This is a genomic window from Roseovarius sp. SK2 (genome assembly GCF_028807495.1).
In the GTDB taxonomy this organism is placed as follows: domain Bacteria; phylum Pseudomonadota; class Alphaproteobacteria; order Rhodobacterales; family Rhodobacteraceae; genus Roseovarius; species Roseovarius confluentis.
This window is the reverse complement of sequence record NZ_JARAMK010000001.1, coordinates 617,400-643,711: the sequence shown is the minus strand read 5'-3', so window position 1 is coordinate 643,711 and position 26,312 is coordinate 617,400. Positions and strand designations below refer to the sequence as shown.

Sequence of the window (26,312 nt, the reverse complement as noted above, 5' to 3'; positions counted from 1 at the left end):
GTCAATTCCAAGGCCCCATGACCGACCAAGTCCAGATTACCGACAGCCATTGCCATCTTGATTTCGAGACCTTCGACGAAGAACGCGGCGACGTGGTCGCTCGCGCGGTCGAGGCCGGCGTGACGCGGATGGTCAGCATCTGCACCAAGTTGAGACTGGAGCCTCAGGTACGGGCGATTGCCGAGGCGCATGACGAGGTGTTCTATGCCGCCGGGACGCACCCGATGAGCGTGGCGGACGAGCCTATGGCGGGTGTGGACGAACTGGTGAATTTGGCCAAGCATCCCAAGTTCGTCGGCATTGGCGAGACCGGGTTGGACTACCACTACACCGCCGAGAGCGCCGATGCGCAACAGGAAAGCCTGCGCCTGCATATCGAGGCGGCGCGCCAGACCGGCCTGCCACTGATCATCCATGCGCGGGATGCCGACGAGGACATGGCGCGGATCCTGGCAGAAGAGCACAAGGCCGGCGCATACAGCTGCGTGATGCATTGCTTTTCGTCAGGTGCGGCGCTGGGCAAGACGGCGCTTGATTTGGGGTTCTACCTGTCGATGTCGGGGATTTCGGCCTTTCCCAAAAGCCAGGAATTGCGGGATATCTTTGCCACGGCCCCCGTTGATCGCATCCTTGTGGAGACCGACGCGCCGTACCTCGCGCCGCCACCCTATCGGGGCAAGCGCAACGAGCCGGCCTACACGGTGCACACGGCCAAGGTGGGGGCCGATGTGTTTGGCATGGACTGGCCAGACTTTGCGGCGCAGACGCAGGCCAATTTCGACCGGCTGTTCTGGAAAGCCGCCCAGTGGAAAGCCGCTGCCTGATGGGGGAAACACGTTTCACCATCCTTGGCTGCGGATCGTCGGGCGGCGTGCCGCGGTTGGGCGGTCATTGGGGCGATTGCGACCCTGAGAACCCAAGGAATTATCGCCGCCGCTGTTCGATGCTGATCGAACGGGAAGGCGAGGCCGGCACGACACGCGTGCTGATCGACACTTCGCCCGACCTGCGCGCGCAGCTTCTGGACGCAGGTGTCGGCACGCTCGATGCGGTCGTCTACACTCACAGCCACGCCGACCACGTGCACGGGCTGGACGATCTGCGCATGATCGTCTTCAACATGCGCCAGCGCCTGCCGGTCTGGGCCGATGGCGACACGCAGAATGCGCTTTATGCGCGGTTCGGCTACGCCTTTACCCAGCCCGAGGACAGTCCCTATCCGCCGATTCTCGACATGCACACGATCAAGGGTGACGTGGTGATCGAGGGGCAGGGCGGGGCCATCACCCTGCGGCCGTTCGAGGTTAATCATGGCTCGATCGAGGCGCTTGGGTTCCGGGTGGGCGATTTGGCGTATCTGCCGGATGTGGCAGAGATTCCCGAGGATAGCTGGAAGGTTCTGGAACACCTGGATTGCTGGATCCTCGACGCGCTGCGCCGCACGCCGCACCCGACGCATTCCCATCTGGAGCAGTCGCTGGAATGGATCGAGCGTGCCGCCCCACGCCGCGGCGTGCTGACCAACATGCATATCGACATGGATTACCAGACCCTTGTCGACGAAACCCCCGACCATATCACCCCGGCCTATGACGGCATGGTGATCACCTACAAGGACTAGCCCGGTGCAGGCTCTGCTGGACATTATCCTGCCGGTCTTCATTATTATCGGCTTCGGCTACGTGTCGGTCTGGCGCGGATGGTTCAGCCAGAGCGGCGTTGACGGGCTGATGACCTTTGTCCAGAGCTTCGCGGTTCCCTGCCTGCTGTTCGTGGCCATCTCGCGGCTGGACCTTGGTCAATACTTCGAATGGCGTGTGCTGCTGAGCTTCTATGCGGGGGCCGTGTCGGGCTTTGGACTGGGCATGCTGGGCGGGCGGTTCCTGTTCGGGCGCCCTTGGGAGGACTGCGTGGCCATCGGCTTTTGCGGCCTCTTTTCCAACTCGCTTCTGCTGGGGCTGCCTCTGACCGAACGCGCCTACGGGCCGGACGCGCTGGAGGCCAACTATGCCATTATCGCGCTGCATTCGCCCATTTGTTATGGCATCGGGATCACGGCGATGGAGATTGTCCGCGCCAAGGGGCTGGCGGGCTCGGGCCTCGTGATGCGCGTGTTGAAGGCGATGTTTTCCAATACGCTGATCCTGGGCATTCTTCTGGGCTTTGCCGTGAATCTCAGTGGACTGCCGTTGCCGGGCACGGTGGACGACGCGCTGGACCTTCTGGTCCGCGCGGCGCTTCCGGCTGCGCTGTTCGGAGTCGGCGGGGTGCTGGCGAGCTATCGCCCCGAAGGCGACTTGCGGCTGGTTCTCTACCTGTGCCTGATCTCGCTCGTGGTGCACCCGTTGGTTACACGGGTCGTGGGGCTGGCCTTTGACCTGTCTGTGGACGCGACGCGGTCTGCGGTTCTGACAGCGGCGATGGCGCCGGGGATCAACGTCTATATTTTCGCGAGCATGTATGGCCGCGTGATGCGCGTTGCGGCGACGACCGTGCTGGTGGCGACCGCGCTGTCGATCCTCACGGTCTGGCTGTGGCTGGGTCAACTGCCCTGATCGCGCCCGTTGGCCGGGCATCGAGAACGCCGGTCGAGCACAATTCGCATGTTAGGCTTTGACCGTGTGGGCGATCCCATTGCATCCTGTGGCGGGTGGCGCCTGCGACGGCGCGCAGGGGCAAGCGACGGTGCAGCATGCAGAACAAGGACCTGGCAGATCTTCTGAGGCGAATGGCCGACGGCGACCGGACCGCCTTTGCCGCCTTCTACAAGGAACTGGAAAAGCCGGTTTTCCGGTTCATCGTCTCGAAAATGAACGATCCGCACGAGGCGGCCGACATACAGCATGACGTCTTCATGGACATCTGGCGCTCGGCAGGGCGCTTCGAGGGAAGGTCGACGGTGAAAACATGGGTATTCGGCATAGCCTACAGGAAAACGATGGATCATTTTCGCAAACACAAACGGGTCGACCTGACCAACGAGATCGACGAGCGCGTCGATGACAGCCCCGATGCGGCGACCTGCCTTGCCTCGGCGCAGGAGGCGGAGCATCTGCGCTATTGCATGGACCAATTGAAGCCGCAGCACCGCGCGGCGGTGGAACTGGCGTTCTACCAGGACATGACCTATGGCGAGATCGCCACCGTGGCCGAGGTGCCCGAGGGCACGATCAAGACGCGGGTTTTCCACGCCAAGAAGCTGCTGCTGCATTGCCTGTCGGCGCGCATGAAGGAGGTCCGGTCATGAGCGATACCCCTGAACTTTCGCGCGACGAGATCGAGGCGCTGCTGGTCTTTCTGGCGAATGACACGTTGGACGGCGAGGAGCGCGCTGCCGTCGCGGCCGCCGTGGCCGCCGATCCGCAGCTGGCCGGAGAGCTGGAGGCGCTGAAGGCCATGCGCCGTGAGATGCAGGCCGAGGAGGTGTCCTCGCCCGGTGAAATGGGCCTGGCCCGGCTGATGCGTGAGATCGACGCCGAGGCCGCCAGCCCGGTCGTGCCGCAGGCCGGTCTGCCGGAGGCGGCGAACCTGCCGACAGCGCCCGGCAGCTTCGGGAAGATCGCGGCGGTTGTCTTGTTCGGCCTGGTTGTGGCGCAAACCGCGTATATCGGGTATGATGGTGGAACTGATTTTGAACTGGCCGGTGGTGAAAGCCCGGCTGCAAGCGCGGAGTTCACGATCCGTGTGGCCTTTGCCGAGGATGCCGCGGAGGCGGAGATCCGGGCGCTTCTGCTGGAGCAGGGGCTGGTGATCGTGGACGGTCCGTCGGCGATCGGGCTTTACACGCTGGCCGCCCCTGACGACGCGGCGCGCGCCGAGGCTGTGACGGCATTGATGGCGCGCGACGATATTGTTGAAAGCGCTGAATGACATGACTTTTTTCCGCTTCTTTCTTGCCTTTGCAACGCTGTGCCTGACGCTGGCAACGATACCGCAGGAGGCGCGAGCGGCGGTGGCCGTGGCCGCGCCCGGCTGCGCCGGGACCTGCGGTCTTCCCGGTCTCGTCGAGGTCCAGCAGGGCGCCGGCGGACGGGGCGGGGACGCAGGCAACAACCCGCGTAAAAAACCGAGCGGTGGGCTGCGCCGGGCGGCAGGCGACGAGGTTGCGACCGCCGACGGCTCGCCGGAATACGTGTTGCTGGTCAACCGGGCGCAGGCCGCGGGCGCGGTGCAGGCCTTGGTCACCTCTGGCGCCACGTTGTTGCGCGAACGCCCCTTGCCGCAATTCGGTCAGCAGATGTATTTCTTTTCCTTCCCGCGCACCTTGACCCTGGCACAGGGGCGGGCGCTGTTGGCCGGCCGCACGCCGTCGGCGGTGCTGGACCTGCACAAGATCTATTTCCGCTCTGCCGGTCCGCGCGTTTACCACGCGCTGATGGTGGGCGACGCGCCGGGTCAGAGCTGCCGCGTGGGGCGTAGCATCCGCGTGGGCGTGATCGACGGTGCGGTCAATGCGGGCCATCCGGCCTTTGGCGGGGTGCGGATCGTGCGCCAGAGCTTTCTGCGCGAGGGCGCGCGCCGCACCGGGGCCAGCCATGGCACCGCCGTTTCGGGCCTGATCGCGGGCTCCAGCGGGGCCGGGCCGCTGGCCGGCCTGGCGCCGGGTGTGCAGGTCTATGCCGCCGAGGCGTTCGGGCTGGAAAAAAGCAGTGACGGCGGCCGGTTGGAGGCCGTGGCGGCCGGGCTCGACTGGGTGGTGGGCAGTGGGGTGCGGCTGGTCAACATGTCCTTTGCCGGGGCCAGCAACCAGGTGTTCGCCAAGTTGCTGGGGCTGGCGCAGAACAAGGGCGTGGTGATCGTGGCCGCCGCGGGCAATGACAGATCCGGTGCGCCGGTCTATCCTGCGGCCTCGCCCAGCACCATCGCGGTGACGGCGGTGGATGCGGGCGGGCGGCTCTATGGCCGGGCCAATTACGGCAAGCATATCGAGTTCGCGGCCCCCGGCGTGGACCTTTACGTGGCCTGGGGCAACGGCGGCAGCTATCGCTCGGGCACGTCCTTTGCGGCGCCCGTGGTGACCGCGATCCTGGCGCGGCGGGCGTCGCGCGGGGGGCTGTCGCTGAACGGCGCACGGGCGTACCTGCGCAGCACGGCGAAGGATTTGGGTCCCGGTGGGCGGGACTCGCACTATGGCTACGGCCTGGTGCAGTCCGGCGGCTGCTGAGTTTTGGTCCCACAAAGGATGTCCAGCACGATCAGACCATGAAGCGGTTAAGCATGTCTTAAAGCGCCGCGACGGGTTCTCACTCGGCCTTGACCGGAGCCCCCCCGGCGAAGGAATTGCCATTCACGTAATCGCAGGGCGCGTCCTGCATTTGCAGGTGCAGACCGTCGCCGGTGAAGGGATGCGCGCGGGCGAGATCCTCGTCTACCTCGATCCCCAGCCCGGGGGTTTCGGGCGGGATGATGAAGCCGTCCTCGATCTGAATGGTGTTCTTGATCAAGCGGTTATGGAACTCCGTTTCGATGGTTTCGGCCATGAGGATATTGGGGATCGAGGCCGCGAGATGGATGTTCGCCGCCCATTCCACCGGCCCGGCATACAGATGCGGGGCCATTTGCGCGTTGTAGACTTCGGCCATGGCGGCGATCTTCTTGACCTCCCAGATCCCGCCCGCGCGACCGAGCGCCGGTTGCAGGATCGACGCCGCGCTGGAGCGCAGGACAGGCGCGAATTCGGCCTTGGTGGTCAGGCGCTCGCCGGTTGCGACGGGGATCGACGTGGCCGCGGCCACTTTCGCCATTTCCCCAACGTTATCAGGGGGAACCGGCTCCTCGTACCAGAGCGGATCGTAGGGCTCGATCGCCCTGGCAAGGCGGATGGCGCCCGCCGTGGTGAACTGGCCGTGCGTGCCGAAGAGAAGGTCGGCGCGGTCGCCCACGGCCTCGCGGATGGCCTTGCAGAATGCGGCCGAGAGCGAGATGTCGGTGCCGGCGGGCATGTGACCGCCGCGCATGGTGTAGGGGCCGGCGGGGTCGAACTTTACCGCGGTATATCCGCGGCTTAGCAGGTCGAGCGCCGACTCGGCGGCCATGTCGGGCGAGGTCCAGAACGGGGTGATGTCGTGATGGGGCAGGGGGTAGAGATAGGTATAGGCGCGGATGCGGTCGTTCATCCGCCCGCCAAGCAGGGCCCAGACCGGCCGTTCGCGGGCCTTGCCGAGGATGTCCCAGCAGGCGATTTCCAGCCCGGAAAAGGCACCCATGACGGTCAGGTCGGGGCGCTGGGTGAAGCCCGAGGAATAGGCGCGGCGGAACATGAATTCAATGTTTTCAGGGCTTTGGCCTTGCATGTGCCGCGTGAATACGTCGGTGATGACGGCGGTCATGGCGTCGGGGCCGACGCTGCTGGCATAGCATTCGCCCCAGCCGATGATACCGTTATCCGTGGTCAGTTTCACCAGGATCCAGTACTGCCCGCCCCAACCCGGCGCGGGGGGCGAAGTGACGAGGATGTCGAGGTCCTTGAGTTTCATGAAGGTCTCCCTGCTGTCGGTGTCACGGTGGCCCGAGAGGCGCGACGGGGCAAGCCGGAAATCGGTACGATTCGGGCAAAGGGTTAACGGCGTCGAAAAGCCGAAATCCGTGTCGGTATCGCGTCGGTATCCGGGTGGTGTCGCGACGGTGCGCGTCGGGCGGACTCATTTTTTAACAGACCGTATGACGGTCGCCGGAAAATGCCGCGCCCGGTGGCGGCCTATCGCAGCATGATGACGTTGCGCCGGGCATTGCCGGTCTTGGTGTCCGCGATGGCATCGTTGATCTGGTCGAGGGTCCAGCGGTTGGAGATGAGTTCGTCCAGTTTCAGCCGGCCCTGGCCGTAGAGGTCGATCATCCAGGGGATGTCGCGGCGGATCACCACGTCACCCATTTTCGAGCCGACCATGCTCTGCCCGGCGGCGGCGAAGTTGGCGGGCTCGTAAGTCGATTGGGCCCCCGTGGCAGGCATGCCGACCATGATGACCTTTCCGCCGCCCGCGATGTAGCGGGGCGCCTCGTCATAGGCGCGGGCGGCGCCCAGGGTGACCAGTACGGCGTCGGCGCCACGGCCCATCGCCGCCTTGGCGGCGCGCCATGGTTTGTCCTGGGAGGCCAGCACGCCGTCGGTGGCGCCGAAGGCTTTCGCGTCGGCCAGTTTGTCCTCGGTCATGTCGACGGCGACGATGCGGCGGGCGCCGGCGATGCGCGCGCCCTGGATGGCATTGAGGCCGACGCCGCCCGCGCCGATCACCACCACGTCCTGTCCGGCCCGAAGCTGGGCCGCGTTGACCACCGCGCCGACGCCGGTGACGACGCCGCAGGCCAGAAGCGAGGCCGCGTCCATCGCCATGCCTTCGGGGATCTTCACGACCTGGGAGTGGTGCACGACCACGTCGGTGGCAAAGGCGCCGCAGGCCATGGCCTGGTGCAACTTGCCGCCATCCGCTGTCGACAGCGCGCCGTGATCGCCATCGAAGGGCGTTTCGCAGCCCGTGGGCCGGCCCGCGCCGCAGCTGGGGCATTGCCCGCAGGCGCGGATCAGCGTGACCACCACCGGGTCGCCCACGGCAAGGCCGGTCACGCCGTCGCCGATGGCCGAGATGCGGCCCGCGGCCTCGTGGCCATAGACTGCCGGCAGGGAGCCGCCCCATGCGCCGTCGGCATAGGAAATGTCGGAATGGCAGATCGCCACGGTTTCCAGCGCGACCTCGACTTCGTTCTGTTCGGGGGCGCGCAGGCGCACGTCCTCGACCACGAGGGGGGTGCCGAATTCGTGGCACACGGCGGCTTTGATGGTTTTCATGGTCCCTCCCGGAGTTCGTTAACCGCCAGCCTGATCGGTTTTTCCAAGCGGTTTCAAGGCCGATTGCGACCTGTCGCGGCGTAATCGGCGGATACGTGGCGCCTGCGGGTGAGAAAGAGGACGAGGCCAAGGGCCACCAGCAGAAGCGCGGCGAGGAAGGGGGCGCCGGGTAGACGGAAAGATGCATCGGGGCTCGTGAAGGCGGCGAAGATGTTGGTCATCATCAGCGGCGAGATGATCATGGCCAGCGCGCCGACGGAGGTGAAGATGCCCTGAAGCTCGCCCTGGGCATCGTGTGGCGTGCGGCGGGACATGATGGCCTGCAGCGCGGGCACGCACATTGCGGCCAGCGCCGAGATGGGCGTGAGGGCGAGTGCCAGCCAGCCATTGGAGATGACGCCCAGAACGGCGAAGCTGACGATCGCGAAGCCGAGGGCCAGCACCACGGTCCCGGCCTCGCCCAGCCGCGAGATGGTGAGGCCGATCAGCCCCGCCTGCACGGCGAAGATCGAGATGCCGAAGATGCCGAGCGAAAGGCCGATCATCGACGGGTCCCAGCCGAAGGCGGCGGTGGTGAAATAGGACCAGACGGCGGGGTAGACGTTGAACGCCAGTTGATAGAGCAGCAGCACGACCAGCAGGCGCCCGAGGCCGGGCAGGGCGCGGATCTGTTTCAGCGCGCCGAAGGGGTTGGCGCGGGCCCAGACGAAGGGGCGGGCGCGGTCGGGCGTGATGGTCTCGGGCAGCACCGCCAAGCCGAAGAGGAAGTTGGCGAAGGCCAGCGTTGCGGCGGCATAGAAGGGCGCGCGGGGGCCGAGATCGCCCAGGAAACCGCCGATCACGGGGCCGAGCACGAAGCCCATGCCGAAGGCCGCCGACACCAGGCCAAAGCCCGCGCCGCGTTTTTCCGGCGGCGAGGTGTCGGCCATGAAGGCCGCCGCCGTGGATTGCGTGGCGGCCATCATGCCGCCGACGAGGCGCCCGAGAACAAGCAGCCACATGGCGTGGGCCACGGCCATCACCATGTAGTCGAGTGCAAGGATCAGCAGCGAGCCCAGCAGGATGGGCCGTCGCCCGAAGCGGTCGCTGAGGTTGCCCACCATGGGTCCGAAGAGGAACTGCATCACCGCGAACAGCGAGGTCAGCACCCCGCCCCAGACCGCCGCCGAGGCAAGCGTGCCGCCGTCGATATCCATGATCAGCTCGGGCATCACGGGGATGATGATCCCGATGCCCATGGCGTCTATCACGACGGTGATCAGAATGAACGCGGTGGGCAGGCGCGACGACATGAAGGCTCCGGTCTGGGTCTTTGCGTTCGACTGTAGCCGGGGCCGGTCATGGCGGGAAGGGCGCGGTGTGTGTGGCCGGCTCAGATATGGCCTGTGTCAGTCAGGAACTGCGTCAGACGTGCGGCATAGGCCTCGGGCGCCTCGACGCAGGGCAGGTGGCCGGTGCGGCGCATCAGGTGGAATTCGGAGCCGGGGATCAGGTCCACCGTTTCGCGCACCAGGTCGGGCGGGGTGGCGCCGTCCTCGGAGCCGGCGATGCCCAGCGTGGGCAGGCGCAGGCCGCTGGTGGGGGTGTAGAAATCGGTGCCGGAGATGGCCGCCGAACAGCCGATATAGCCCTCATCCGGCTGGCTGGTCAGCATGTCGCGCCAGGTTTGCAAGTCGGGCGTCGCGAGGAAGTCGCGGGAGAACCAGCGTTCCATGGTGGCATCGGCCAACGCCTCGATCCCGCCGGACCGGACGGCATCGATACGGTCCTGCCAGAGCTGGTGGTTGCCGATCTTGGCCGCGGTGTTGGACAAGACCATGCAGCGGACGAGGTCGAGGCGTTTGACCGCCAGCCCCTGCGCGATCAGCCCGCCGATGGAGAGGCCGACGAAGGCGCAGTCGCGGATGTTCAAATGGTCCAGCAGCGCCTCGGCGTCGCGGACGAGCGTGCCCATGGCGTAGGGCGCGGGCGGCACGCTGGTCTGGCCGTGGCCGCGCTTGTCATAGCGGATGAGGCGTAGACCGGCGGGCAGGTGGGGCAGGATCGCGTCCCACAGATGCAGGTCGGTGCCCAGCGAATTGGCGAAGACGACAGGGGCGCCGCCCGCGTCGCCCTCGTCAAGGTAGTGGATGGATATATCGTTGAGATGAACATGCGGCATTGGCGCAGAGAGCCACAACATGCCGGCCTTGTCCATCGCGAACGGCCCGGGGAGGGAGAGCACCCGGGCCGCTGCTTGGGGCGGACGCTATTTGCGCCCAATCCGGCGGATCTTACCGTCGAACGTGGGGACAGACATGACAAAGTCGTCCGCCGGATAGCAAAGAGCCTGCTCTTCGAGGATGCCGATGGCGATCTGCTCGCCCATGCGCAGGCTGTCGTAATAGTCCGAGAAGTAGTGGACCCCGGCCATGTTGCGCCCGATCGAGATGTTGGCGGCGAGCTTGTTCAACTCGCCCTCGAGCGTGAGCGGGCAGCACGGGGTCTTCTTGTCGACCGGGTGCAGCACGACATGTTCCGCGATTTTCTTCTTCGTGTTCTTCTTGACCAGCTTGTAGGTGCCGCATGGCTTGAAGACGAGCTTGGACATCGGCAGGTGAACGCCACAGTCCTTCTTGCAATGCTCGGCCTTCTTCTGTTCCTCCTTGGTCAACATCTCGCAGTGATAGGCGCCGGCCTCGACCACCTTGCCGGCGCAGAGGGCGTCATGGATCGCGGCCTTGTCGTAGAAGCCTGCATCACAGTCGGTTTCGTCTTTCGGGTTCGTGATGCGGACGAAGACCGTGGAGGTGTCGTAGAACGCCTTGATCATGGTCACGCAGGCGCCGGCGACGGTGGCATGGCCCGCACCGTAGGTCGGGTGCATGGGGGATCCCTCTCCGAATGCCATTGGGAGCAGCGCCGCATCGGCGCCGTTGCCGCTGGTCGGGTGGTTGTCGAGCGCGGTCAGGGTTTCGTTCAGCGCGTCACGCATGTCGGTGAAGCAGCCGCAGATCTGCGGGAAACGCTTTTCGATCTCATCGGCACGGGCGAGCCGGCCCGCCAGCGCCTCGGGGCGGAGCCGCAGGTGGACGTTGAACTTCTGGTAGCGCACGGCCTTGAGACCTCGCGTGGCGACCTCGGTCACGAGGCTGAGGATGTGAGGGCCGCCCCAGAGCGCGAAGCCGCCGGCGTTGTAAGGCACCTTGGTGCCGGTCGCGGCGTCGGTCATCAGCCGGTCGCCCGGCGGGCCTGACAACAGGTCGAAGGCCGGATCGAAGGGCGCCTTTTGGGCCAGAAGCAGCAGCGTGGCGTTCAGGTAGGCCTGGTAGAGCGCGTCGAAGTGGACATAGGTCGCCAGGTCGCGCGGCGTGCAGATGAAGCGGCGCTGATCCAGCGAAAAGTCCTGGATGCCGGTGCCGCCATAGCCGCGCTGCACGTCCAGCCACTTGTCCCAGGTGGTCATGTAGTCGTCGCCCTCTTTCGCCACGGGCACCGTCTGGTCGACAAGCTGGGCGCCGTACTCGATGAGGCCCTGTTCGGGCTTTTTCGCACCGGGCGAGGAGCCGATCAGCAGGAATTGCGACAGGTAGGGGCCGTTCAGCACGCCGGGGGAGGAGCCGCGAAAGACGGTGCCGGTCGACAAATTGCCGGCGTCGTCGGTCTTGCGCGGGCGACCGGGAAAGCCATCGGCCGCATAGGCGAGGTTGTTCAGCCGGTTGGCAGAGCCGCCCACGGCGGCATTGCCCGAGCCTTCCTCGAACGCGGTGAACGGCACGTCGCGGAGGATGGCAAGCTCGTAGACCTCGGCCATCTCGAAGGCCAGTTCGTCCGAGCAGAGTTCGGGCGCGGGGGGCATCGTGACGGCCTGCGAATCCGGTCCTTGCAGGTCGTGGACAAGGCCGGCGGTCGGTGCCTCCCAGAAGCGACGCTGCGGATTGGTGTTGCCGTCCGTGTCGGGGCCGCGCGGGACGGGCACCCGAGTGGTGAAAGGTTCGCAGAAGCCGTTGTCGATGGCCTTGCGGAACGCCTCGAAGTCGCCGGTGTCGGCGACGAGCCCGGTCGTGTTGTCGTGATCGAGCCCCTTGGTGAAGCTCATCGGATAGCAGGCGGCGCCGTAGCGGGCCTCGTCCGGGTTGGCGCGATGTTCGGGATGGTTTCGGTGCCTGGCCAGTTCGGCGGCTTCGACACGGACGCGATAGGTGGATTCTGCACGATCCTTGGGCATGGAAAATTTCCTTTGAATAATGTGCTTTGACCAGAAAACTGCGAACTTGAAATCAAAAAATCATTGCCAAAAAGGCGGTCGTTTAATCCCTTATAAATGACTCGTGGCCATGGGTCATGTCAACAGATCTTTATATTTCTAGTTGTTATTCGGTCAGACGTCGCAGCTTCGGCGGGTAAGCAGTTGGACCCGAAGACTTTCTCGCGAAGCCCAAATGAGGGGCCGTCGCCAGTCATTCCGGATGGCCGCATAATGCACGGCCACGCGCGTGAAAGGGGGGCGCCGAATCAGTGCGATACGTTCGCCAGTTCGTGCGGGACGAGGTCTAAGGCGAGAGCGGACCAATGGCCCGAAGCGAGCTTCACGCCGATAGTGTCAGCCTTTCATGCGCATATGCGCCATGATCTGGCCGTGGTCGGAGGCCAGCTTGTTATAGGGCGCCTCGGGGTGCGAGCCGTCGGTGAGATGGTCGTTGAAGACGCTGAAATAGGTCATGTCGCCGGTCCGGTCGGTATTGTCGGGATGGAAGTGGCGGGACATGAAGATCTGGTCGATACTCTCGTAGACGCCTCCGAAGGCCGAGGTGTAGACCATGTCGCGCAGGGACTTGCGCACGAACATCTTTTCCGCCGAGTGGAGCCGCACGTGCTCCACGTCCTCGGTGATCTGGCGGTTTTCCTCGTCGGAATAGCGGTCGGAGCGGTTTTGCGCGTCGTGGCGCAGCATCCACGAATAGTTCTTGAAGGGCGCCTCGCCGGTAATGATCTCGGACGAGACGGCATGTTCGCCGTCATTGAAATCGCCCAGCACCATGACCGGGTGGCCGGCCTCGATCTCGCGCACGACCTCGCGGCGCAGCACCCACGCCTCGGCCATGCGGCGGACGGTGGCGCGCAGCGCGCCCATGGCCCGGCCGATGGGATCGTAATGGGTGAGGTCCTCTTCGGGGGCGTAGTCGGCGCCTTCGGGCTTGATATATTCGCCCAGCTTGGATTTCAGGTGGCAGTTGAAGACGGTGACGACCTGGCTGCCCACCGGGATGCGGGCCTTGATGACGGGGCGTGACAGGCGGCGCAGCACGTAATGCCCGGCGTCTTGGGCGCCCTCCATGCCGCGCAGGGGCTGGAAGGGGATCGAGAGCGGTTCTTCGAGGTCCTGGATGATCTCGGGCGTGCCGTCGAAGCCCAGCCGCGACAGGATCGCGACGCCGGGCCGGCGTTTGCCCGGTGTGCCGGTGTCGGCGGCGTTGGGGGCAAAGGCCAGCGTGGCGTTGTCATAGGGCGTGACGGCCAGTTTGCGGAAGATCGCCTTGCGGTGATAGCGTTTTGAGCGGTCGGGAATGGCCGTGTCGTTGAGGGCGCGGGCGCGGATGGACGCCTCGTCGATGACGGCGTGCAGGGCGTCTTTCTCGAAGATTTCCTGGAAGCAGATCACGTCGGCGTCGAGCGTCAGGACCTGGTCGGCCATCCAGTCGAGTTTCCAGGCGTATTCCTCGGGGGTGTAGCTTTGGAATTCGTAATATTCCTGGTCGGGTCCGATCAGGTTCTTGACGTTGAAGCTGGCGATGGTGAAGTCGGTCATGACGGGCCTTCTGATGGTGCTTCGGGTTGGGCCGAGGGCGTTTTCCGCGCGGAAAACGGAATAGAAAATGCGCATTTTCTATTCCGGAATTTTCGCAAATTCCGGGTGCGCGACGGGCGCGGCATGTGCCTAGCGTCCCGCGTCGGGCAGGACCACGAGGGCGTGGTCCATCTCGTCGAGCGCGGCGTCGATACGCGGCGCGATCTCGTCCCAGTCGCCGCCCGCGAGTCCAGCGCCGATCAGCGGGTAACCGATGCGGGCCTCGGGGAACTCTGTCGAAACGGCCTCGAAGGCCGATTGCAGTGCATCGTAGTCGACCTTTTGCCCGTGGCCGCTGTGATCGAACTGGGTGTAGGCGTTGACGATGGTCAGGCTGTGGCCGTCGCAATCGACCGTGGCGTGAGAGATGGTGCCCAGCTTGGCGCGGTCGCCTTTGGAGGTGGCCATATCAGCCTGCGCGGCGGCGGGGAATTCCATGGCGATGATGCGGGCGATGCCCGCGCCCATGGTGTGGAAGCAGTTGCAGCCATGAACCAGCACATCGAACTGTCCGGATCTGGCGAGGGCGATCAGGTCTCCTTCGATACGTCTCATGAGGTGCCTCCGAGAGTTTGCAAGGCCCGCGCGAACATGGGCGCGTCGACATTGCCGCCCGAGATGGTGGCGATGACCGTGTCGGCATTGAGCTGGTCGCCGTGGAAAAGGGCGGCGGCCAGCGCGGCGGCGCCGCCGGGTTCGGCAACCAGTTTCAGGCGCTGGAAGGCGTGGGCCATGGTGCGCAGGCAGTCGTCCTCGGAGACCGTGATGCCGGGGCCAACGAGGCGCTTGAGGATCGGGAAGGTGATTTGGCCCGGCGCGGGGGTAAGGATGGCGTCGCAGATATTGCCGCTGACGGCCGCGTTTGTCTCGATCTGCCCCGAGGCGAGCGAGCGGGTGACGTCGTCGAAGCCTTCGGGTTCCACCGGGCGGACGGTGAAGCCGGGCGCGTCGGCCTCGAGCGCCAGCGCGATGCCGGAGGTGAAGCCGCCGCCGCCACAGCAGACCAGCATTTCGGCCTCATGAATGCCAAGGTCCCCCGCCTGTTCCGCGATTTCCAAGCCGCAGGTGCCTTGCCCCGCGATGACCTGTGGTTCGTCATAGGGGCGGATGAGGGTGAGGCCCCTCTCGGCCTGGAGTTTCTCGCCCAGCTCCTCGCGGCTTTCGCCGTTTGCGCGGTCGTAGAGGACGACCTCGGCGCCGAGGGCACGGGTGTTGGCGATCTTCAGCTGTGGCGCGTCGGCGGGCATGATGAGGACGGCGGGGGCGCTCATCTGGCGGGCGGCGAGGGCCACGCCCTGGGCGTGATTGCCGGAGGAGAAGGCGATGACGCCGCGGGCGCGGGTCTCGGGATCGAGCGCCGAGACGGCGGAGCGGCCGCCGCGATACTTGAAGCTGCCGGTGTGTTGCAGGCACTCGGGTTTGACGAGGATGCGGCGGCCCGCGATCTCGTCGAGGAAGGGCGACGACAGCAGCGGCGTGCGGCGGGCGTGGCCCTTGAGGCGCTTGGCGGCGGCGCGGATGAGGGTGATGTCGCTCATGCCGCGGCCTGCAATAGCTGGCGGATGGCGGCGAGGGATTGCGGCTCGTCAAGGAAGGGGACGTGGCCGCGGTTCGGCACAACGGCAGTGATCATGTCGGGGTGTCGGGTCTGCATCTGTGCTTGCGTCTCGGCGGTGAAAAGGTCGGAATTCTCGCCCCGGATCGAGGCGGTGGGGATGAGTTTCAGCCCGTCGAAGAGCGCCCAGAGATCCACGGCCTCGCCCGCGCCGGCCTGGCCCACGAGCGCATCACGCAGGCGGGGGTCGTAGCGCAGGGCGATGCCGCCCGAGGGGGCGTCCTGCCACATGAATTCGGCCTGCTCGCGCCAGCGGGTCAGGGGAATGTCGGGGAAATCCCTGGCATGACCTGCGGCCAGCGCGTCGGCGGCGGCGTCGAGGTTTTCAAAGGGGGGCGTCTTGCCGACGTAATCCATGATGCGTTCGATGCCGATGGGGGCCACTTCCGGCCCGATATCGTTCAGCACCACGCCGGCGAGGCGGTCGGGGTGGCTGTGCGAGAGCGCCATGGCGATGAGGCCGCCGCGCGAGGTGCCGATGAGGATGGTTTTCTCGATCCCGAGGTGGTCAATGAGTTCGATGGCATCCTGGCCTTCGCGCAGGATGTTGTAGGTCATGTAATCCTCGGCGTATTCCGACAGGCCGCGCCCGCGATAGTCGAGGCGGATGACGCGGTGATCTGAAAGGTGCGGCACGAGGTAGGTGAAATCGGTGACGTTGCGGGTGAGACCGGCAAGGCAGAGGATGGGCGTGCCGGTTCCCTCGTCGGTGTAGTGCAGCGAGAGGCCGTCGGAGGTGGTGAAGTGCGGCATTACTTGGCAAGCTCCGGGATGCCGGTCAGGTCCGTCAGGACATGGCCCGGGGTGGCGGGCAGGCGGTCCATCGGGGCACCCGCGCGGTTGACCCAAGCGGTGGTGAAGCCGAAGCCCGCCGCCGCAGCGGCGTCCCAGCCGTTGGAGGAGACGAAGAGGACTTCGGACTTGGCGCAGCCGAAGCGGTCGCCGACGAGGTCGTAGACGCTGGCGTGGGGTTTGAAGACGCCGACGCTTTCGACCGAGAGCACGTCATCGAGCACGTCGCCGATGCCCGCCGATTTCACCGCGCCGTCCAGCATGTCGGGCGAGCCGTTCGACAGGATGGCGGTGTTCATGCCGTTGTCCTTGAGGGCGTGCAGCATGGCGGGGACCTCGGGGTAGGCCTCAAGCTCCCAGTAGAGTTGCAGGAGGCGTTCGCGCAGGTCGGTGTCGTCCGCCAGGCCCTCGGCTTCGAGCGCCCAGTCGAGCCCGTCCCGGGTGGCGGTCCAGAAATCGGTGTGATCGCCGGTGATGGCGCGCAGCCAGGTGTATTGCAGCTGTTTCAGACGCCAGTGTTCGGCGATGGCGGGCCAATGGGCGCGGAAGGCCTCGCGCCCCGGCTCATTGGCGGCGGTGCGGGCGGCGGCGGCCACGTCGAAAAGCGTGCCGTAGGCGTCGAAGATGCAGGTGGTGATGGGCATTGCAGGCCTTGGGTGCAGGGTGGTTCGGGGCAGAGTGGCACGTCTGGAACGGGGTTGGAACCCTGTTTGCAATCGCCGCCACGGCAGGTTAGCTTTGGGCCAGACAAGCAAGCACCCGCGCGAGGCGCGGCCTTGGAAACCCATCCCCCAAACAGATTGGAAACCACATGACGCAGGTGAAATCCGGCGATACGGTAAAAGTTCATTACAAGGGCACGCTGGCCGACGGCACGACCTTCGACAGCAGCGAGGGACGTGACCCGCTGGAATTCGAGGTGGGCTCGGGCCAGATCATTCCGGGGCTTGAAAAGGCCATTCCGGGCATGGAAGTGGGCGACAAGAAGACCGTGGAAGTGCCCGCCGACGAGGCCTATGGCCCGCTGGACCCCGCCGCCAAGCAGGCGGTGCCGCGCGCCGACATTCCCGACGACATTCCGCTGGATATCGGCACGCAACTGCAGGTCCAGACGCCGCAGGGCCAGACCCTTCAGGTGATGGTGGCCGAAGTGACTGACGAGCAGGTGACGCTGGACGCCAACCACCCGCTGGCGGGCAAGGACCTGACATTCGACGTGGAACTGGTCGAGATCGCCAGCTGACCCACGCCGCGAGGGCGGCGGCCTTGCCGCGCCCTGGCGTGCGCGTCTCGGGATAAAGCGAGGCGTCCGATATTTTGAACGCGCGTGACGCATTGGCGTTACGCGCGTTTTTTTCGTGTCGCCCGCGGTCGGGAACACGCGCGCGGGAATTGCGTTGGCTCTTGTGCAAACGCCGGCAAGAGCAAGAGACGTGACGACAATGTTGGACTTTCTGAAAGAGAACGTGGAGATCGTTCAGATCGCGGCCAGCCTGACGACGACGGTCGTGTGGCTGGTCTATCTGCATATCTTCCTGAGCGGGTATATCCAGCAGCGCCGGTCCAGCATCCTGATCAACCGTGGCGGCGGACAGGACATGCAGGCCCGGTGCCTGGTGTCGAACATGGGCGCGCAGCCCGCTTACCTGCTGGACGTTCTGGCGTCTCTGGACACGGGCGAGGACGTCAATGTGTCCAGCGTTGTCGACCGCGAGGAATTGCGGAAAGAGGAAATGGAGCAGCCGGCGAACGTGACCGGGCAGGGGCCGATCCCGTCAGGCGGTTATGTCGATATCGGAACCTTCAAGGATGTTGCCCGCCGGGCGGGGCACAGCGGGGACGAGACGGACCTGCAGGACCGCTGTCTGAAGCTGATGGCGGTCTGTGCGACCAACCAGGCCAACCATGTCGTGGCCGCGGTGCGCGAATTCGACATGGACGCCGAGGGTGAGCGGGTGCGGCTGAAACCGCACAAGCTCGAGGCGCGGCAGATCCGCTCGCGGCGGCGGAGGAAGAAGATCACGTCGATGCTCGAACGGCTGGAGACCGGTGGCAGCACCAGGAATCTCGGCGCGGAGTTCGCGAAGCTGTAGAGCTGTCTTGAGCTGTGTGGTCCGCTGCGATGGCAGGCAGGGCGGCTTAGACGGTTTCCAGCAAGACCGCGCCGCGGCGTCCGGGGCTGAGCACCATGTTGTGCGCCGTGACGCAATCGGCGAGCGGCAGGCAGGCGTGAATCGCGGGCTTCAGCGCGCCTTCGGTGAGGGCGGCGTGCAGGCGGGCGATGGCCGCGGCGCGTTCCGCCGGGGGCAGGATGTAGATCAGGGAAATGTCGATCTTGAGCGCCTTGAACAGCATCGCGCCGAAGGGCAGTTCCGGCGTCATGTCCTTGGCCGAGCCGTAGGTGGCGATTGTGCCCAGAGGCTTCATCACCTCGGCCAGCAGAGCGGCGTTGGTGCCGAACTCGACCTCGACCGCGCGGTCGATGCCACCGGGGGCGATGTCCTTGATTTTCGCGGTCAGATCGTCGTCGCGGTAGTCGAGCACGTGATCGGCGCCGGTGTCGGCCACGTAATCGGCGGCGTCGGCGGAGGCGGTGGTGATGACGGTGGCACCGCCCCATTTGGCCAGCTGCACCGCCATGTGGCCGACGGCCCCCGCGCCGCCGGAGATGAGCAAAGTCTGCCCCGCCACTTCGCCGCCGCCAAAGACGGTCTGGCACGCGGTCAGGCCCGGGATGCCGAGCGTGGCGCCGACCTCGTGGCTGACGCCCTCGGGCAGGGGCACGGCCTGATCTGCGGGCAGGGCGATCATTTCGGCCGCGGTGCCGTGGGCGCGTTGCCACTGGGCATTCCAGATCCAGACATGCTGATCCATGCGCGCGGGGTCGACGCCTTCGCCAACGGCGAAGATCGTGCCGGCGCCGTCGGAATGGGGGATGATGCGCGGGAAATCGGGCTTGGTCACGCCGGGGCGGGTGCCCGCGCGGGACTTGGCGTCGGACGGGTTCACGCCGGAATGGGTCAACCGGACCAGAACCTCGCCCGGACCGGGCGTGGGGGTGTCGACCTCACCAATGATCAGGACGTCTTCGGGGGCTCCGAATGTTTCGTAATAAGCGGCGCGCATCCCGGGCAGTTCAGCCGGACTTGCGGCGCAGGCGGATCACCACGTCGACGCTTGCGATTTCGGCACCTTCGGGGGCGCCGGGCAGGCGGGCGATCTCAAGCTCATCGGCGGGCGCGTCGGAGAGGCGCTGTTCGTCCTCCCAGAAGAAATGCGGGTGATCGTGGGTGTTGGTGTCGAAATAGCTTTTGGACCCGTCGACCGTGACCTCTTGCAGCAGGCCCACGTCGCAGAAGGCGCGGAGCGTGTTGTAGACGGTGGCAAGCGACACGCTGTCACCGTTTTCGCAGACCGCGGCAAAGAGGCTTTCGGCGGTGACGTGGCGATGCTGTCCGTCGCCCACGAGCAGCGTGGCCAGCGCAACGCGCTGACGGGTCGGGCGCAGGCCCGCGCCTGCGAGCCATTCGGTGCCTCGGGTTGTTGCCTCGGTGTCGGTCATGAAAGCTCCTGTCTCCCGATCAATATAGGGGGCGTGGCGGGGGAATTTCAAACAAAATTCTGCACCATAGCGCATTGCGGCAGGGCTTGCGCGGGGGTTTTGCGGGGTGTTACAGGATCAGGTAACGGAACCAATAGAGAAAAGGGTGCGACCCTATGGCCGACTTCCCGAGCAGCTTCGACCGCGAAGACCTGCTGAAATGCGCACGTGGCGAGCTTTTCGGCCCCGGCAATGCGCAGCTGCCCGAGCCGCCGATGCTTATGATGGACCGGATCACCGATATTTCGGGCGATGGCGGGCCGCATGGCAAAGGGCATGTGGTGGCCGAGTTCGACATCAAGCCGGACCTGTGGTTCTTCGAGTGTCATTTTCCGGGCAACCCGATCATGCCGGGGTGCCTTGGCCTTGACGGGCTGTGGCAGCTGACGGGTTTCAACCTGGGCTGGCGCGGCTGGCAGGGGCGCGGCTATGCGCTGGGCGTGGGCGAGGTGAAGCTGACCGGCATGGTCCGCCCGGACCGCAAGATGCTGACCTATTACGTGGATTTCACCAAGGCCGTGCAGACGCGGCGCCTGACCATGGGCGTGGCCGATGGCCGGGTCGAGGCCGATGGCGAGGTGATCTACCAGGTCAAGGACATGAAGGTCGCGCTTAGCGAGACCTGAAGCGCGACCCATTGATCGCATCGCCCTAGAGCAGGAAGTCGAAACTGTCCGAGATGTCGGGCGGCACGAGGCTGTCCCATTCGGGTTCGGAGAAATCCTTCATCGGAACGGTTTCCTGATCCTTGGGTTCGAATGACTGCATGACGCTGCGGGCGATGATGTCGTCGGCCATGCGCTCGGCCAGTGACCGGGTGGCGGGGTCGAGCAGGGTGTCGTCGGTGAAGCTGGGTGCGAGATCTTCGGGCATTCTGGTATCCTCCGTTGGTGCGCCACGGATGATCGGCGCGTGTTGTACGGGGATGGGTCGGCGCGCGGCGCGCGATGGTTCAAAGTTTTTCCGGCCGTCAGTCTTGCCAGCCGGTGGGCACCTCTGCGCCGAAGCGGTCGCGGCAGAAGGCGTAGTGCGGCGCAAGCTGGGCCGCGAGCGCGTCACGGGCGGCGCGGGGCAGCGGGGCCTTGAGCGTGGTCTCGTTGCGGACCGTGCCGGCGTCCGCCGGGGCATGGGGCAGGCCGATGAATTCGCAGAGGCGGCGCTGGGCGGCCTCGGTGAAGAAGGTTTCGTAGAAGAGATAGAGCACGTCGCCTGCCGGGAAGGTGGCGTCGAGGGCGGTGACGATTCCGGTGTAGTCGGCCCGCGCGACAAGGGCGGGCATGTGGCGGACCCTGTCCCAGTCCTGCGTGGCGCGGGTGTCGGGCGCGATCTGTTCCAGGTGGCGCAGCTGCGACCAGAAGCGGGTGACCGGATCGCGCATTATGAAGAGCAGGCGCAGGCGGCAGGTCTGATGGGCGAAGACATCGCGGATATCGGCAAGGCCCGCCGGGCCGATGGCGGAATAGCCCGGCGTTATGTCGGCGACGCAACGGGTATCCGGGCCGCGCAGACCGGCGAAGTGGCGGAAATAGGCGCTGTCGTCGTGAACCATCTGCACCCGGTCGAGGCTGGCGCGGAACGCGGGGCTGCGTTTCAGGGTATCGGGTGTCGCGCCCGGCTGGTCGAGATGGAATTTCAGCCGTGCCAGCGCCAGCGCGTCGGGATCGCCCAGGGCGTGTTCGGGGTGGCGGGCGTCGAAGAAATGCACCTCTTTGAGCGGCGAGGGGGCGCAGCCGGGCAGGTCGCACAGGTAGGCGTGCAGCCAGCTGGTGGCGCATTTCGCCGCCCCGATGCAGACCAGGAAGGTGGTGTCGTCGAGGCCCGGCTGGCGGGGCGGAGGCGCATTACGCAACGTCATTTCCAAATGTCCACCGCGCCGATGGGCGCGATCTGGCCGAAATGCTGCCACAACGGGCAGAATCGCTCAAGTTTTCGCGGCATAGGGGTGCGGCGCCGGGTTAAGTGACTGATTTGGCGGCATTTCGGCGATTTTTCGCTTACGTCACGTAAAGTTAACTGCAATTAAACGAGTTTATTGCAGCGGGGCGAACAGGCTGGGATAAGGTCGCTTCGATTATACCAAGGTTGTGCCTGTGGGACATCGTCCCCACGTAGGGTCGCAACCGCAATAGAGTAACGAGGCAAGAGCGCGTGCAGACCAACAGTGATGCTTTCGGGCCGGTCGGCCGGATGGGCGTGACGGAATTCATAGACGCGCTGCCGGACGAGTTCGTGATCGTGGATGCCGACGGCGTGGTCATCGCGGCCAATTCCGCCTGGAAGCAGTTCAGTGCAGAGAATGACGGGGCGCCCTCGGGCTATGTCGGCAGCAACTATTTCGACATCTGTCGGGCGGCGGACGGCGAGTCGAGCATGGAAGCCCGGCTGATTGCGGACTCTTTGGAGATGACGCTGCGCTCGGGCGATCCGTTCGTGTGCGAATACCCCTGTGACAGCCCCACCGTGAAACGCTGGTTCGAGCTGACCGCAACGCGGCTTGTTTTCGAAGGGCAGCCCTTTCTGACGATCCAGCACCGCAACGTGACGCAGCGCCACCAGGAACGGGACGCGCTGAAACGCACGGCGGTGGACAGCAACGCGCTGGCCGCGCTGGTGGCGGGGACGTCGGACGCGATCCTGACCTATGACCTGGAGGGCAAGATCACGTCGTGGAACCCGGCGGCGGAGCGGCTTTACGGGTATTCGAGCGACGAGATCATCGGGAGATCGCTGGCGACCATGTACCCCGAGGACGAGAAAATGCCCGTCGCATGGTATCGTGACGAGATCATCGCGGGGCGACTGAGCCAGTTCGAGGCGGCGCGCATAGCCCGCGACGGCACGGCACGCGAGGTCTGGATCAGTTGTGCGCCCATCCGGGGCGTGGATGGCGACGTGGTGGCGATTTCCAACATCCACCGTGACATTAGCGAGTTGCGCAAAGCCGAGAAAGCCCGCGAGCTGATGTCGCGCGAGGTCATCCACCGGGCCAAGAACATGCTGACCATCGTGTCGGCGGTGCAGCGCCAGACAGCCCGGGGCGCGACGTCGGTCGAGGAATTCAACTCGAAGTTCGGAGACCGGATCACGGCGCTGTCGAAATCGACCGATCTGCTGGTCGGCGGGCAGTGGGACGATGCGGACCTGCGCGACCTGGTGATGGGTCATCTGCGTCCGTTCACCGTTGAAAACGATGCGCGTGTCCGCCTGTCGGGCCCGGAGGTGCGGTTGCTGCCGCAGGCGGTCCAGACGTTGGGGATCGCCCTGCACGAGCTGGCCACCAACGCGATGAAATACGGCGCGCTGGCGCATGACGCCGGTGAGGTGCAGTTGAACTGGAAGCTGGGGCAGGGGGCCGGTGGCCGCGTTCTGGACCTGAGCTGGCAGGAACGCAGCCTGGCGCATCCGCCCGAGGAAGACGCGCCGGGATTCGGCAGCACGGTGCTGACCTCGCTGGCGCCGTCGATGCTGGGCACGCAAGCGCTGTACCACCTGGACGCAGAGGGTGTTCACTGGACGATCTCGATCGATCCGGAGCATTTTTCCCTGGTGGGATAGCCTCCCGGACGCGGCATTGATCTTGCACCCGCCGCCTTGCATGCCCTACAACGCGAACAATCAGGTAGGGAGGCAACATGCGTCGTGTCGTCGTCACCGGGCTGGGGATCGTCTCCAGCATCGGCAACAATGCCGAGGAAGTCCTTTCCTCCTTGAAGGAGGGACGTTCGGGCATCACCGCCAACGAGCAGATGGCGGAACACGGGTTCCGCAGCCAGATCGCCGGGGACGTCAAGCTGGACGTCACCGAGCATGTGGACAAGCGCACCCTGCGCTTCATGGGGCCGGGTGCGGCCTATGCGCATATCGCGATGACCCAGGCCATCGCCGATGCCGGGCTGGACGAGGGCGAAATCGTCAACCCGCGCACCGGGCTGGTGGCAGGGTCCGGCGGGCCGTCCACCTCGGCCATGCTGGCGGCGCACCAGACGGTACTGGAAAAGGGCAGCCCCAAGCGGATCGGGCCATTCGCGGTGCCGAAATGCATGTCCTCGACGATCAGCGCCAACCTGTCGACGGCGTTCCGGATCAAGGGCATCAACTACTCCATCACCTCGGCCTGTTCCACGAGCTTGCACTGCATCGGCAATGCGGCGGAACAGATCATGATGGGCAAGCAGGACGTGATGTTCGCAGGCGGCGGCGAGGAACTGGACTGGACGTTGAGCTGCCTGTTCGACGCGATGGGCGCGATGTCGTCGAAGTATAACGACACCCCCGAAAAGGCGAGCCGGGCGTTCGACGCGGGCCGCGACGGATTCGTGATTTCCGGCGGCGGCGGGATCGTCGTGCTGGAGGACCTGGAGCATGCAAAGGCGCGGGGCGCCAAGATCTATGCCGAGGTGACGGGCTATGCCGCCACCAGCGACGGGCATGACATGGTTGCCCCCAGCGGCGAAGGCGGCGAACGGGCGATGCGCCTGGCGCTGCAGACGCTGCCCGAGGATCGCAAGGTTGGCTATATCAACGCGCATGGCACCTCGACCCCGGTCGGTGACGCGGGTGAGGTGGAGGCCGTGCGCCGGATATTCGGCGAGGGCAAGGTGCCTCCCATCAGCTCCACCAAGTCGATGACCGGGCACAGCCAGGGGGCCACGGGCGCGCAGGAGGCGATCTATTGCCTGCTGGCGCTGCACCACGATTTCATCATCCCGTCGATCAATGTCGAGACGCTGGACCCCGCGATCCTTGAGGGCGAGATCGCGACGGCCCGCGTGGACGATGCCGGGCTTGATACGGTGATGACCAACTCTTTCGGTTTCGGCGGCACGAATGGCTCGATGCTGCTGAGCCGGTTCGACGGATAGGACGCCGGATGACAAATTCTATGCAAGGACTGCGCGGCCTGATCATGGGGGTGGCGAATGACCGGTCCATCGCGTGGGGGATCGCCAAGGCGATGCACGAGGCGGGCGCGGAGCTGGCCTTTTCCTACCAGGGCGAGGCGTTTGCCAAGCGGGTCGAGCCGCTGGCCAACTCGGTGGGGTCCAACATCCTGATGGATGTGGATGTCACCAAGGACGAGTCGCTGGACGCGGCCTTTGCCAAGCTGGCCGAAACCTGGCCGACGATCGACTTCGTGGTGCATGCCATCGCCTATTCCGACAAGTCCGAGCTGTCTGGGCGGTTCCTGAACACCAGCCGGACGAATTTCAAGCATTCGATGGATATCTCGGTCTATTCCTTCATCGAGATCGCCCGGCGCGCCTATCCGATGATGAAGGAGAACGGCGGCACGATGCTGACCCTGACCTACCAGGGGTCGAACAGGGTGGTGCCGAACTATAACGTGATGGGCGTGGCCAAGGCGGCGCTGGAGGCGACGACGCGCTACCTGGCCAACGATCTTGGCCCCGACAAGATCCGCGTCAACGCGATCAGCCCCGGGCCGATGAAGACGCTGGCGGGCGCGGCCATCGGCGGGGCGCGGCGGACCTTTCGGCACACCGAGGAAAATTCGCCGATGCGGGCCAATGCCACGCTGGAGGCGATCGGGGGCACGGCAGTGTACCTGGCCAGCCCGGCGGGCGCCTGCACCACCGGCGAGGTGATCAAGGTCGATGGCGGCTATCACGTGCTGGGGATGCCGCAGCCGGAGAACCTTTAGCCTCGAGGCTCCTATCAACTAAACCTTGAGATGTCCCGGTTTGGTCCGAGTATCGCCACAATATTGCCACGGGATTCGGGGACTTTGTACGCATGACCTTCATGCGCTCTCCCCAAGAGGTACGCCTCGAAAAACGCCAGGCCAAGGGCAAGACCGCCCGCAAGTGGGCGCGTGGCGTTCAGGTTTGTCTGATGGGGCTGTGCATGACGGCGATCTGGCAGGAGCGGGCGCTATACCCGGTGATGCATGACCGGATGCAGGGTGTCTATGCTTACGGTGTCGACTGGCTGGAAAGCACCGAGACCGGCAGCGGCTATCTGACGGCGATGAGCGACCTGGGTAGCGGCAACGCGAGCGAGCATAGCGCGATCACGCGGGCGTTGATGAACCTGCGGCAGTAACCGGGACCGCGATACGACGCGCGGGTGGTGCCTTTTCTGCCACATCTTCCACGATCCGAGCGGTGTCGCTTGAAAGCGGCGCGATGAAGCCGCATCTGACTGTGCAGAGGACGACCTCCCCAAACGGGTAGTTTGCATCCGGGACGGCCCGGTTAGATGTGGGAGGGTTCCATGAGATCACCGTTTGACCGTCTGCGCCATGCGCTGAGCTTTGAAATCATCGCCCTGATCCTGATCGTTCCGCTGGGAGCTGTGGCCTTTGGCATGCCGATGCATGATATCGGGGTGGTCGGCCTTGTCAGCGCGACCATCGCCACGCTTTGGAACATGGTGTTCAATTTCGGCTTCGACCTGGTCTTGCGGCGCCGGACAGGCTCGACTCGCAAGACCGCGATGGTGCGCGTTGTCCATGCGGGCCTGTTCGAGCTTGGGCTCCTGGTGGTGCTGATGCCGTTCATCGCGTGGTATTTGCAGGTCTCGCTGTGGCACGCGCTGGTGATGGATCTGTCGTTCGCCCTGTTTTACATGGTCTATGCGCTGGGCTTTAACTGGCTGTACGACATGGTGTTTCCGCTGCCGGAATGGACCGGGCAGGCGGTATGACGCTGAGCGGCGATGCCGCGTCATCGAT

General features: G+C 65.3%; 28 protein-coding genes. 14 read left to right on the top strand and 14 right to left on the bottom strand.

The features are described 5' to 3' along the window. Positions 1-17: 17 nt before the first annotated feature. The 6 genes from PVV74_RS03240 (at position 18) to PVV74_RS03215 (ending at position 5,164) form a co-directional block, all read left to right on the top strand. Positions 18-824 (top strand): TatD family hydrolase, encoded by an 807-nt coding sequence (locus tag PVV74_RS03240; protein WP_274592203.1) that lies wholly within the window; start codon positions 18-20, stop codon positions 822-824. Further along, positions 824-1,621, top strand: a complete 798-nt coding sequence (locus tag PVV74_RS03235) for an MBL fold metallo-hydrolase (RefSeq protein ID WP_103761916.1) — start codon at positions 824-826, stop codon at positions 1,619-1,621. The genes PVV74_RS03240 and PVV74_RS03235 overlap by 1 nt, the downstream gene beginning before the upstream one ends. A gap of 4 nt (positions 1,622-1,625) precedes the next feature. Further along, positions 1,626-2,555: an AEC family transporter gene (locus tag PVV74_RS03230; RefSeq protein ID WP_103761724.1), complete on the top strand. Its 930-nt coding sequence runs from the start codon at positions 1,626-1,628 to the stop codon at positions 2,553-2,555. Positions 2,556-2,692: 137 nt separating this feature from the next. Continuing rightward, a complete protein-coding gene (locus PVV74_RS03225; protein ID WP_274592202.1) occupies positions 2,693-3,247 on the top strand; it encodes an RNA polymerase sigma factor in 555 nt (184 codons plus the stop codon). Continuing rightward, on the top strand, positions 3,244-3,870 hold the full coding sequence (locus tag PVV74_RS03220) for a hypothetical protein (protein ID WP_274592201.1): 627 nt from the start codon (positions 3,244-3,246) through the stop codon (positions 3,868-3,870). Before PVV74_RS03225 ends, PVV74_RS03220 begins: the two co-directional genes overlap by 4 nt. Position 3,871: 1 nt before the next feature. Next, entirely contained in the window at positions 3,872-5,164 is a 1,293-nt protein-coding gene (locus PVV74_RS03215) for a S8 family serine peptidase (RefSeq protein ID WP_103761721.1), read from the top strand. A 79-nt stretch (positions 5,165-5,243) separates the two neighbouring features. Here the strand turns inward: PVV74_RS03215 and PVV74_RS03210 are convergent, their stop codons facing one another. The 10 genes from PVV74_RS03210 to PVV74_RS03165 all read right to left on the bottom strand — a co-directional run bounded on the left by PVV74_RS03210 (position 5,244) and on the right by PVV74_RS03165 (position 16,661). Then, entirely contained in the window at positions 5,244-6,476 is a 1,233-nt protein-coding gene (locus PVV74_RS03210) for a mandelate racemase/muconate lactonizing enzyme family protein (RefSeq protein ID WP_274592200.1), read from the bottom strand. Between the two features lie 221 nt (positions 6,477-6,697). Continuing rightward, entirely contained in the window at positions 6,698-7,783 is a 1,086-nt protein-coding gene (locus PVV74_RS03205; RefSeq protein ID WP_274592199.1) for a zinc-binding dehydrogenase, read from the bottom strand. A 53-nt stretch (positions 7,784-7,836) separates the two neighbouring features. Next, complete coding sequence (locus PVV74_RS03200) at positions 7,837-9,075, bottom strand: TCR/Tet family MFS transporter (protein WP_103761718.1); 1,239 nt, start codon at positions 9,073-9,075, stop codon at positions 7,837-7,839. An 80-nt stretch (positions 9,076-9,155) separates the two neighbouring features. After that, on the bottom strand, positions 9,156-9,965 hold the full coding sequence (pcaD, locus tag PVV74_RS03195; RefSeq protein WP_274592198.1) for a 3-oxoadipate enol-lactonase: 810 nt from the start codon (positions 9,963-9,965) through the stop codon (positions 9,156-9,158). Between the two features lie 66 nt (positions 9,966-10,031). After that, positions 10,032-11,990 (bottom strand): hypothetical protein, encoded by a 1,959-nt coding sequence (locus PVV74_RS03190; protein ID WP_274592197.1) that lies wholly within the window; start codon positions 11,988-11,990, stop codon positions 10,032-10,034. Between the two features lie 375 nt (positions 11,991-12,365). After that, positions 12,366-13,571, bottom strand: coding sequence for an endonuclease/exonuclease/phosphatase family protein (locus PVV74_RS03185; RefSeq protein WP_274592196.1), 1,206 nt, complete (start codon positions 13,569-13,571; stop codon positions 12,366-12,368). A 129-nt stretch (positions 13,572-13,700) separates the two neighbouring features. Further along, on the bottom strand, positions 13,701-14,165 hold the full coding sequence (locus PVV74_RS03180) for a macro domain-containing protein (protein WP_274592195.1): 465 nt from the start codon (positions 14,163-14,165) through the stop codon (positions 13,701-13,703). Next, positions 14,162-15,148: a threonine ammonia-lyase gene (locus tag PVV74_RS03175; protein ID WP_274592194.1), complete on the bottom strand. Its 987-nt coding sequence runs from the start codon at positions 15,146-15,148 to the stop codon at positions 14,162-14,164. The genes PVV74_RS03180 and PVV74_RS03175 overlap by 4 nt, the downstream gene beginning before the upstream one ends. Further along, a complete protein-coding gene (locus tag PVV74_RS03170) occupies positions 15,145-15,978 on the bottom strand; it encodes an alpha/beta fold hydrolase (RefSeq protein WP_274592193.1) in 834 nt (277 codons plus the stop codon). Before PVV74_RS03170 ends, PVV74_RS03175 begins: the two co-directional genes overlap by 4 nt. Further along, positions 15,978-16,661: a haloacid dehalogenase type II gene (locus tag PVV74_RS03165; protein ID WP_274592192.1), complete on the bottom strand. Its 684-nt coding sequence runs from the start codon at positions 16,659-16,661 to the stop codon at positions 15,978-15,980. Before PVV74_RS03165 ends, PVV74_RS03170 begins: the two co-directional genes overlap by 1 nt. 167 nt (positions 16,662-16,828) lie before the next feature. On the opposite strand from PVV74_RS03165, the gene PVV74_RS03160 reads away from it, so the two are divergent. Next, positions 16,829-17,260: an FKBP-type peptidyl-prolyl cis-trans isomerase gene (locus PVV74_RS03160; RefSeq protein ID WP_103761713.1), complete on the top strand. Its 432-nt coding sequence runs from the start codon at positions 16,829-16,831 to the stop codon at positions 17,258-17,260. Between the two features lie 190 nt (positions 17,261-17,450). Continuing rightward, a complete protein-coding gene (locus PVV74_RS03155) occupies positions 17,451-18,110 on the top strand; it encodes a hypothetical protein (protein ID WP_274592191.1) in 660 nt (219 codons plus the stop codon). Positions 18,111-18,156: 46 nt separating this feature from the next. Here the strand turns inward: PVV74_RS03155 and PVV74_RS03150 are convergent, their stop codons facing one another. Continuing rightward, positions 18,157-19,143: an NADPH:quinone reductase gene (locus tag PVV74_RS03150; protein WP_274592190.1), complete on the bottom strand. Its 987-nt coding sequence runs from the start codon at positions 19,141-19,143 to the stop codon at positions 18,157-18,159. A 10-nt stretch (positions 19,144-19,153) separates the two neighbouring features. Further along, a complete protein-coding gene (gene irrA / locus PVV74_RS03145; protein WP_057795915.1) occupies positions 19,154-19,579 on the bottom strand; it encodes an iron response transcriptional regulator IrrA in 426 nt (141 codons plus the stop codon). Positions 19,580-19,734: 155 nt separating this feature from the next. Between irrA and fabA the strand changes: the two genes are divergently transcribed. Continuing rightward, positions 19,735-20,244, top strand: a complete 510-nt coding sequence (gene fabA, locus PVV74_RS03140; protein ID WP_103761710.1) for a bifunctional 3-hydroxydecanoyl-ACP dehydratase/trans-2-decenoyl-ACP isomerase — start codon at positions 19,735-19,737, stop codon at positions 20,242-20,244. A gap of 25 nt (positions 20,245-20,269) precedes the next feature. On the opposite strand, the gene PVV74_RS03135 is transcribed toward fabA, so the two are convergent. Both PVV74_RS03135 and PVV74_RS03130 read right to left on the bottom strand, forming a co-directional pair. Continuing rightward, entirely contained in the window at positions 20,270-20,491 is a 222-nt protein-coding gene (locus tag PVV74_RS03135) for a hypothetical protein (protein ID WP_103761709.1), read from the bottom strand. 97 nt (positions 20,492-20,588) lie between these two features. Then, positions 20,589-21,473 carry a sulfotransferase gene (locus PVV74_RS03130; RefSeq protein WP_274592189.1) on the bottom strand — a complete coding sequence of 295 codons (885 nt, stop codon included), beginning with the start codon at positions 21,471-21,473 and terminating at the stop codon, positions 20,589-20,591. Between the two features lie 293 nt (positions 21,474-21,766). Between PVV74_RS03130 and PVV74_RS03125 the strand changes: the two genes are divergently transcribed. The 5 genes from PVV74_RS03125 to PVV74_RS03105 all read left to right on the top strand — a co-directional run bounded on the left by PVV74_RS03125 (position 21,767) and on the right by PVV74_RS03105 (position 26,284). Further along, complete coding sequence (locus tag PVV74_RS03125) at positions 21,767-23,173, top strand: PAS domain S-box protein (RefSeq protein WP_274592188.1); 1,407 nt, start codon at positions 21,767-21,769, stop codon at positions 23,171-23,173. A 77-nt stretch (positions 23,174-23,250) separates the two neighbouring features. Beyond that, on the top strand, positions 23,251-24,480 hold the full coding sequence (fabB, locus tag PVV74_RS03120) for a beta-ketoacyl-ACP synthase I (RefSeq protein WP_274592187.1): 1,230 nt from the start codon (positions 23,251-23,253) through the stop codon (positions 24,478-24,480). A gap of 8 nt (positions 24,481-24,488) precedes the next feature. Further along, the gene (locus tag PVV74_RS03115) at positions 24,489-25,280 is read left to right on the top strand and encodes an enoyl-ACP reductase FabI (protein WP_103761705.1); all 792 of its coding nucleotides are present in this window, start codon (positions 24,489-24,491) and stop codon (positions 25,278-25,280) included. A gap of 101 nt (positions 25,281-25,381) precedes the next feature. Further along, on the top strand, positions 25,382-25,681 hold the full coding sequence (locus PVV74_RS03110; protein WP_146049955.1) for a hypothetical protein: 300 nt from the start codon (positions 25,382-25,384) through the stop codon (positions 25,679-25,681). Positions 25,682-25,852: 171 nt separating this feature from the next. Next, positions 25,853-26,284: a PACE efflux transporter gene (locus PVV74_RS03105; RefSeq protein ID WP_103761913.1), complete on the top strand. Its 432-nt coding sequence runs from the start codon at positions 25,853-25,855 to the stop codon at positions 26,282-26,284. Positions 26,285-26,312 lie beyond the last annotated feature (28 nt).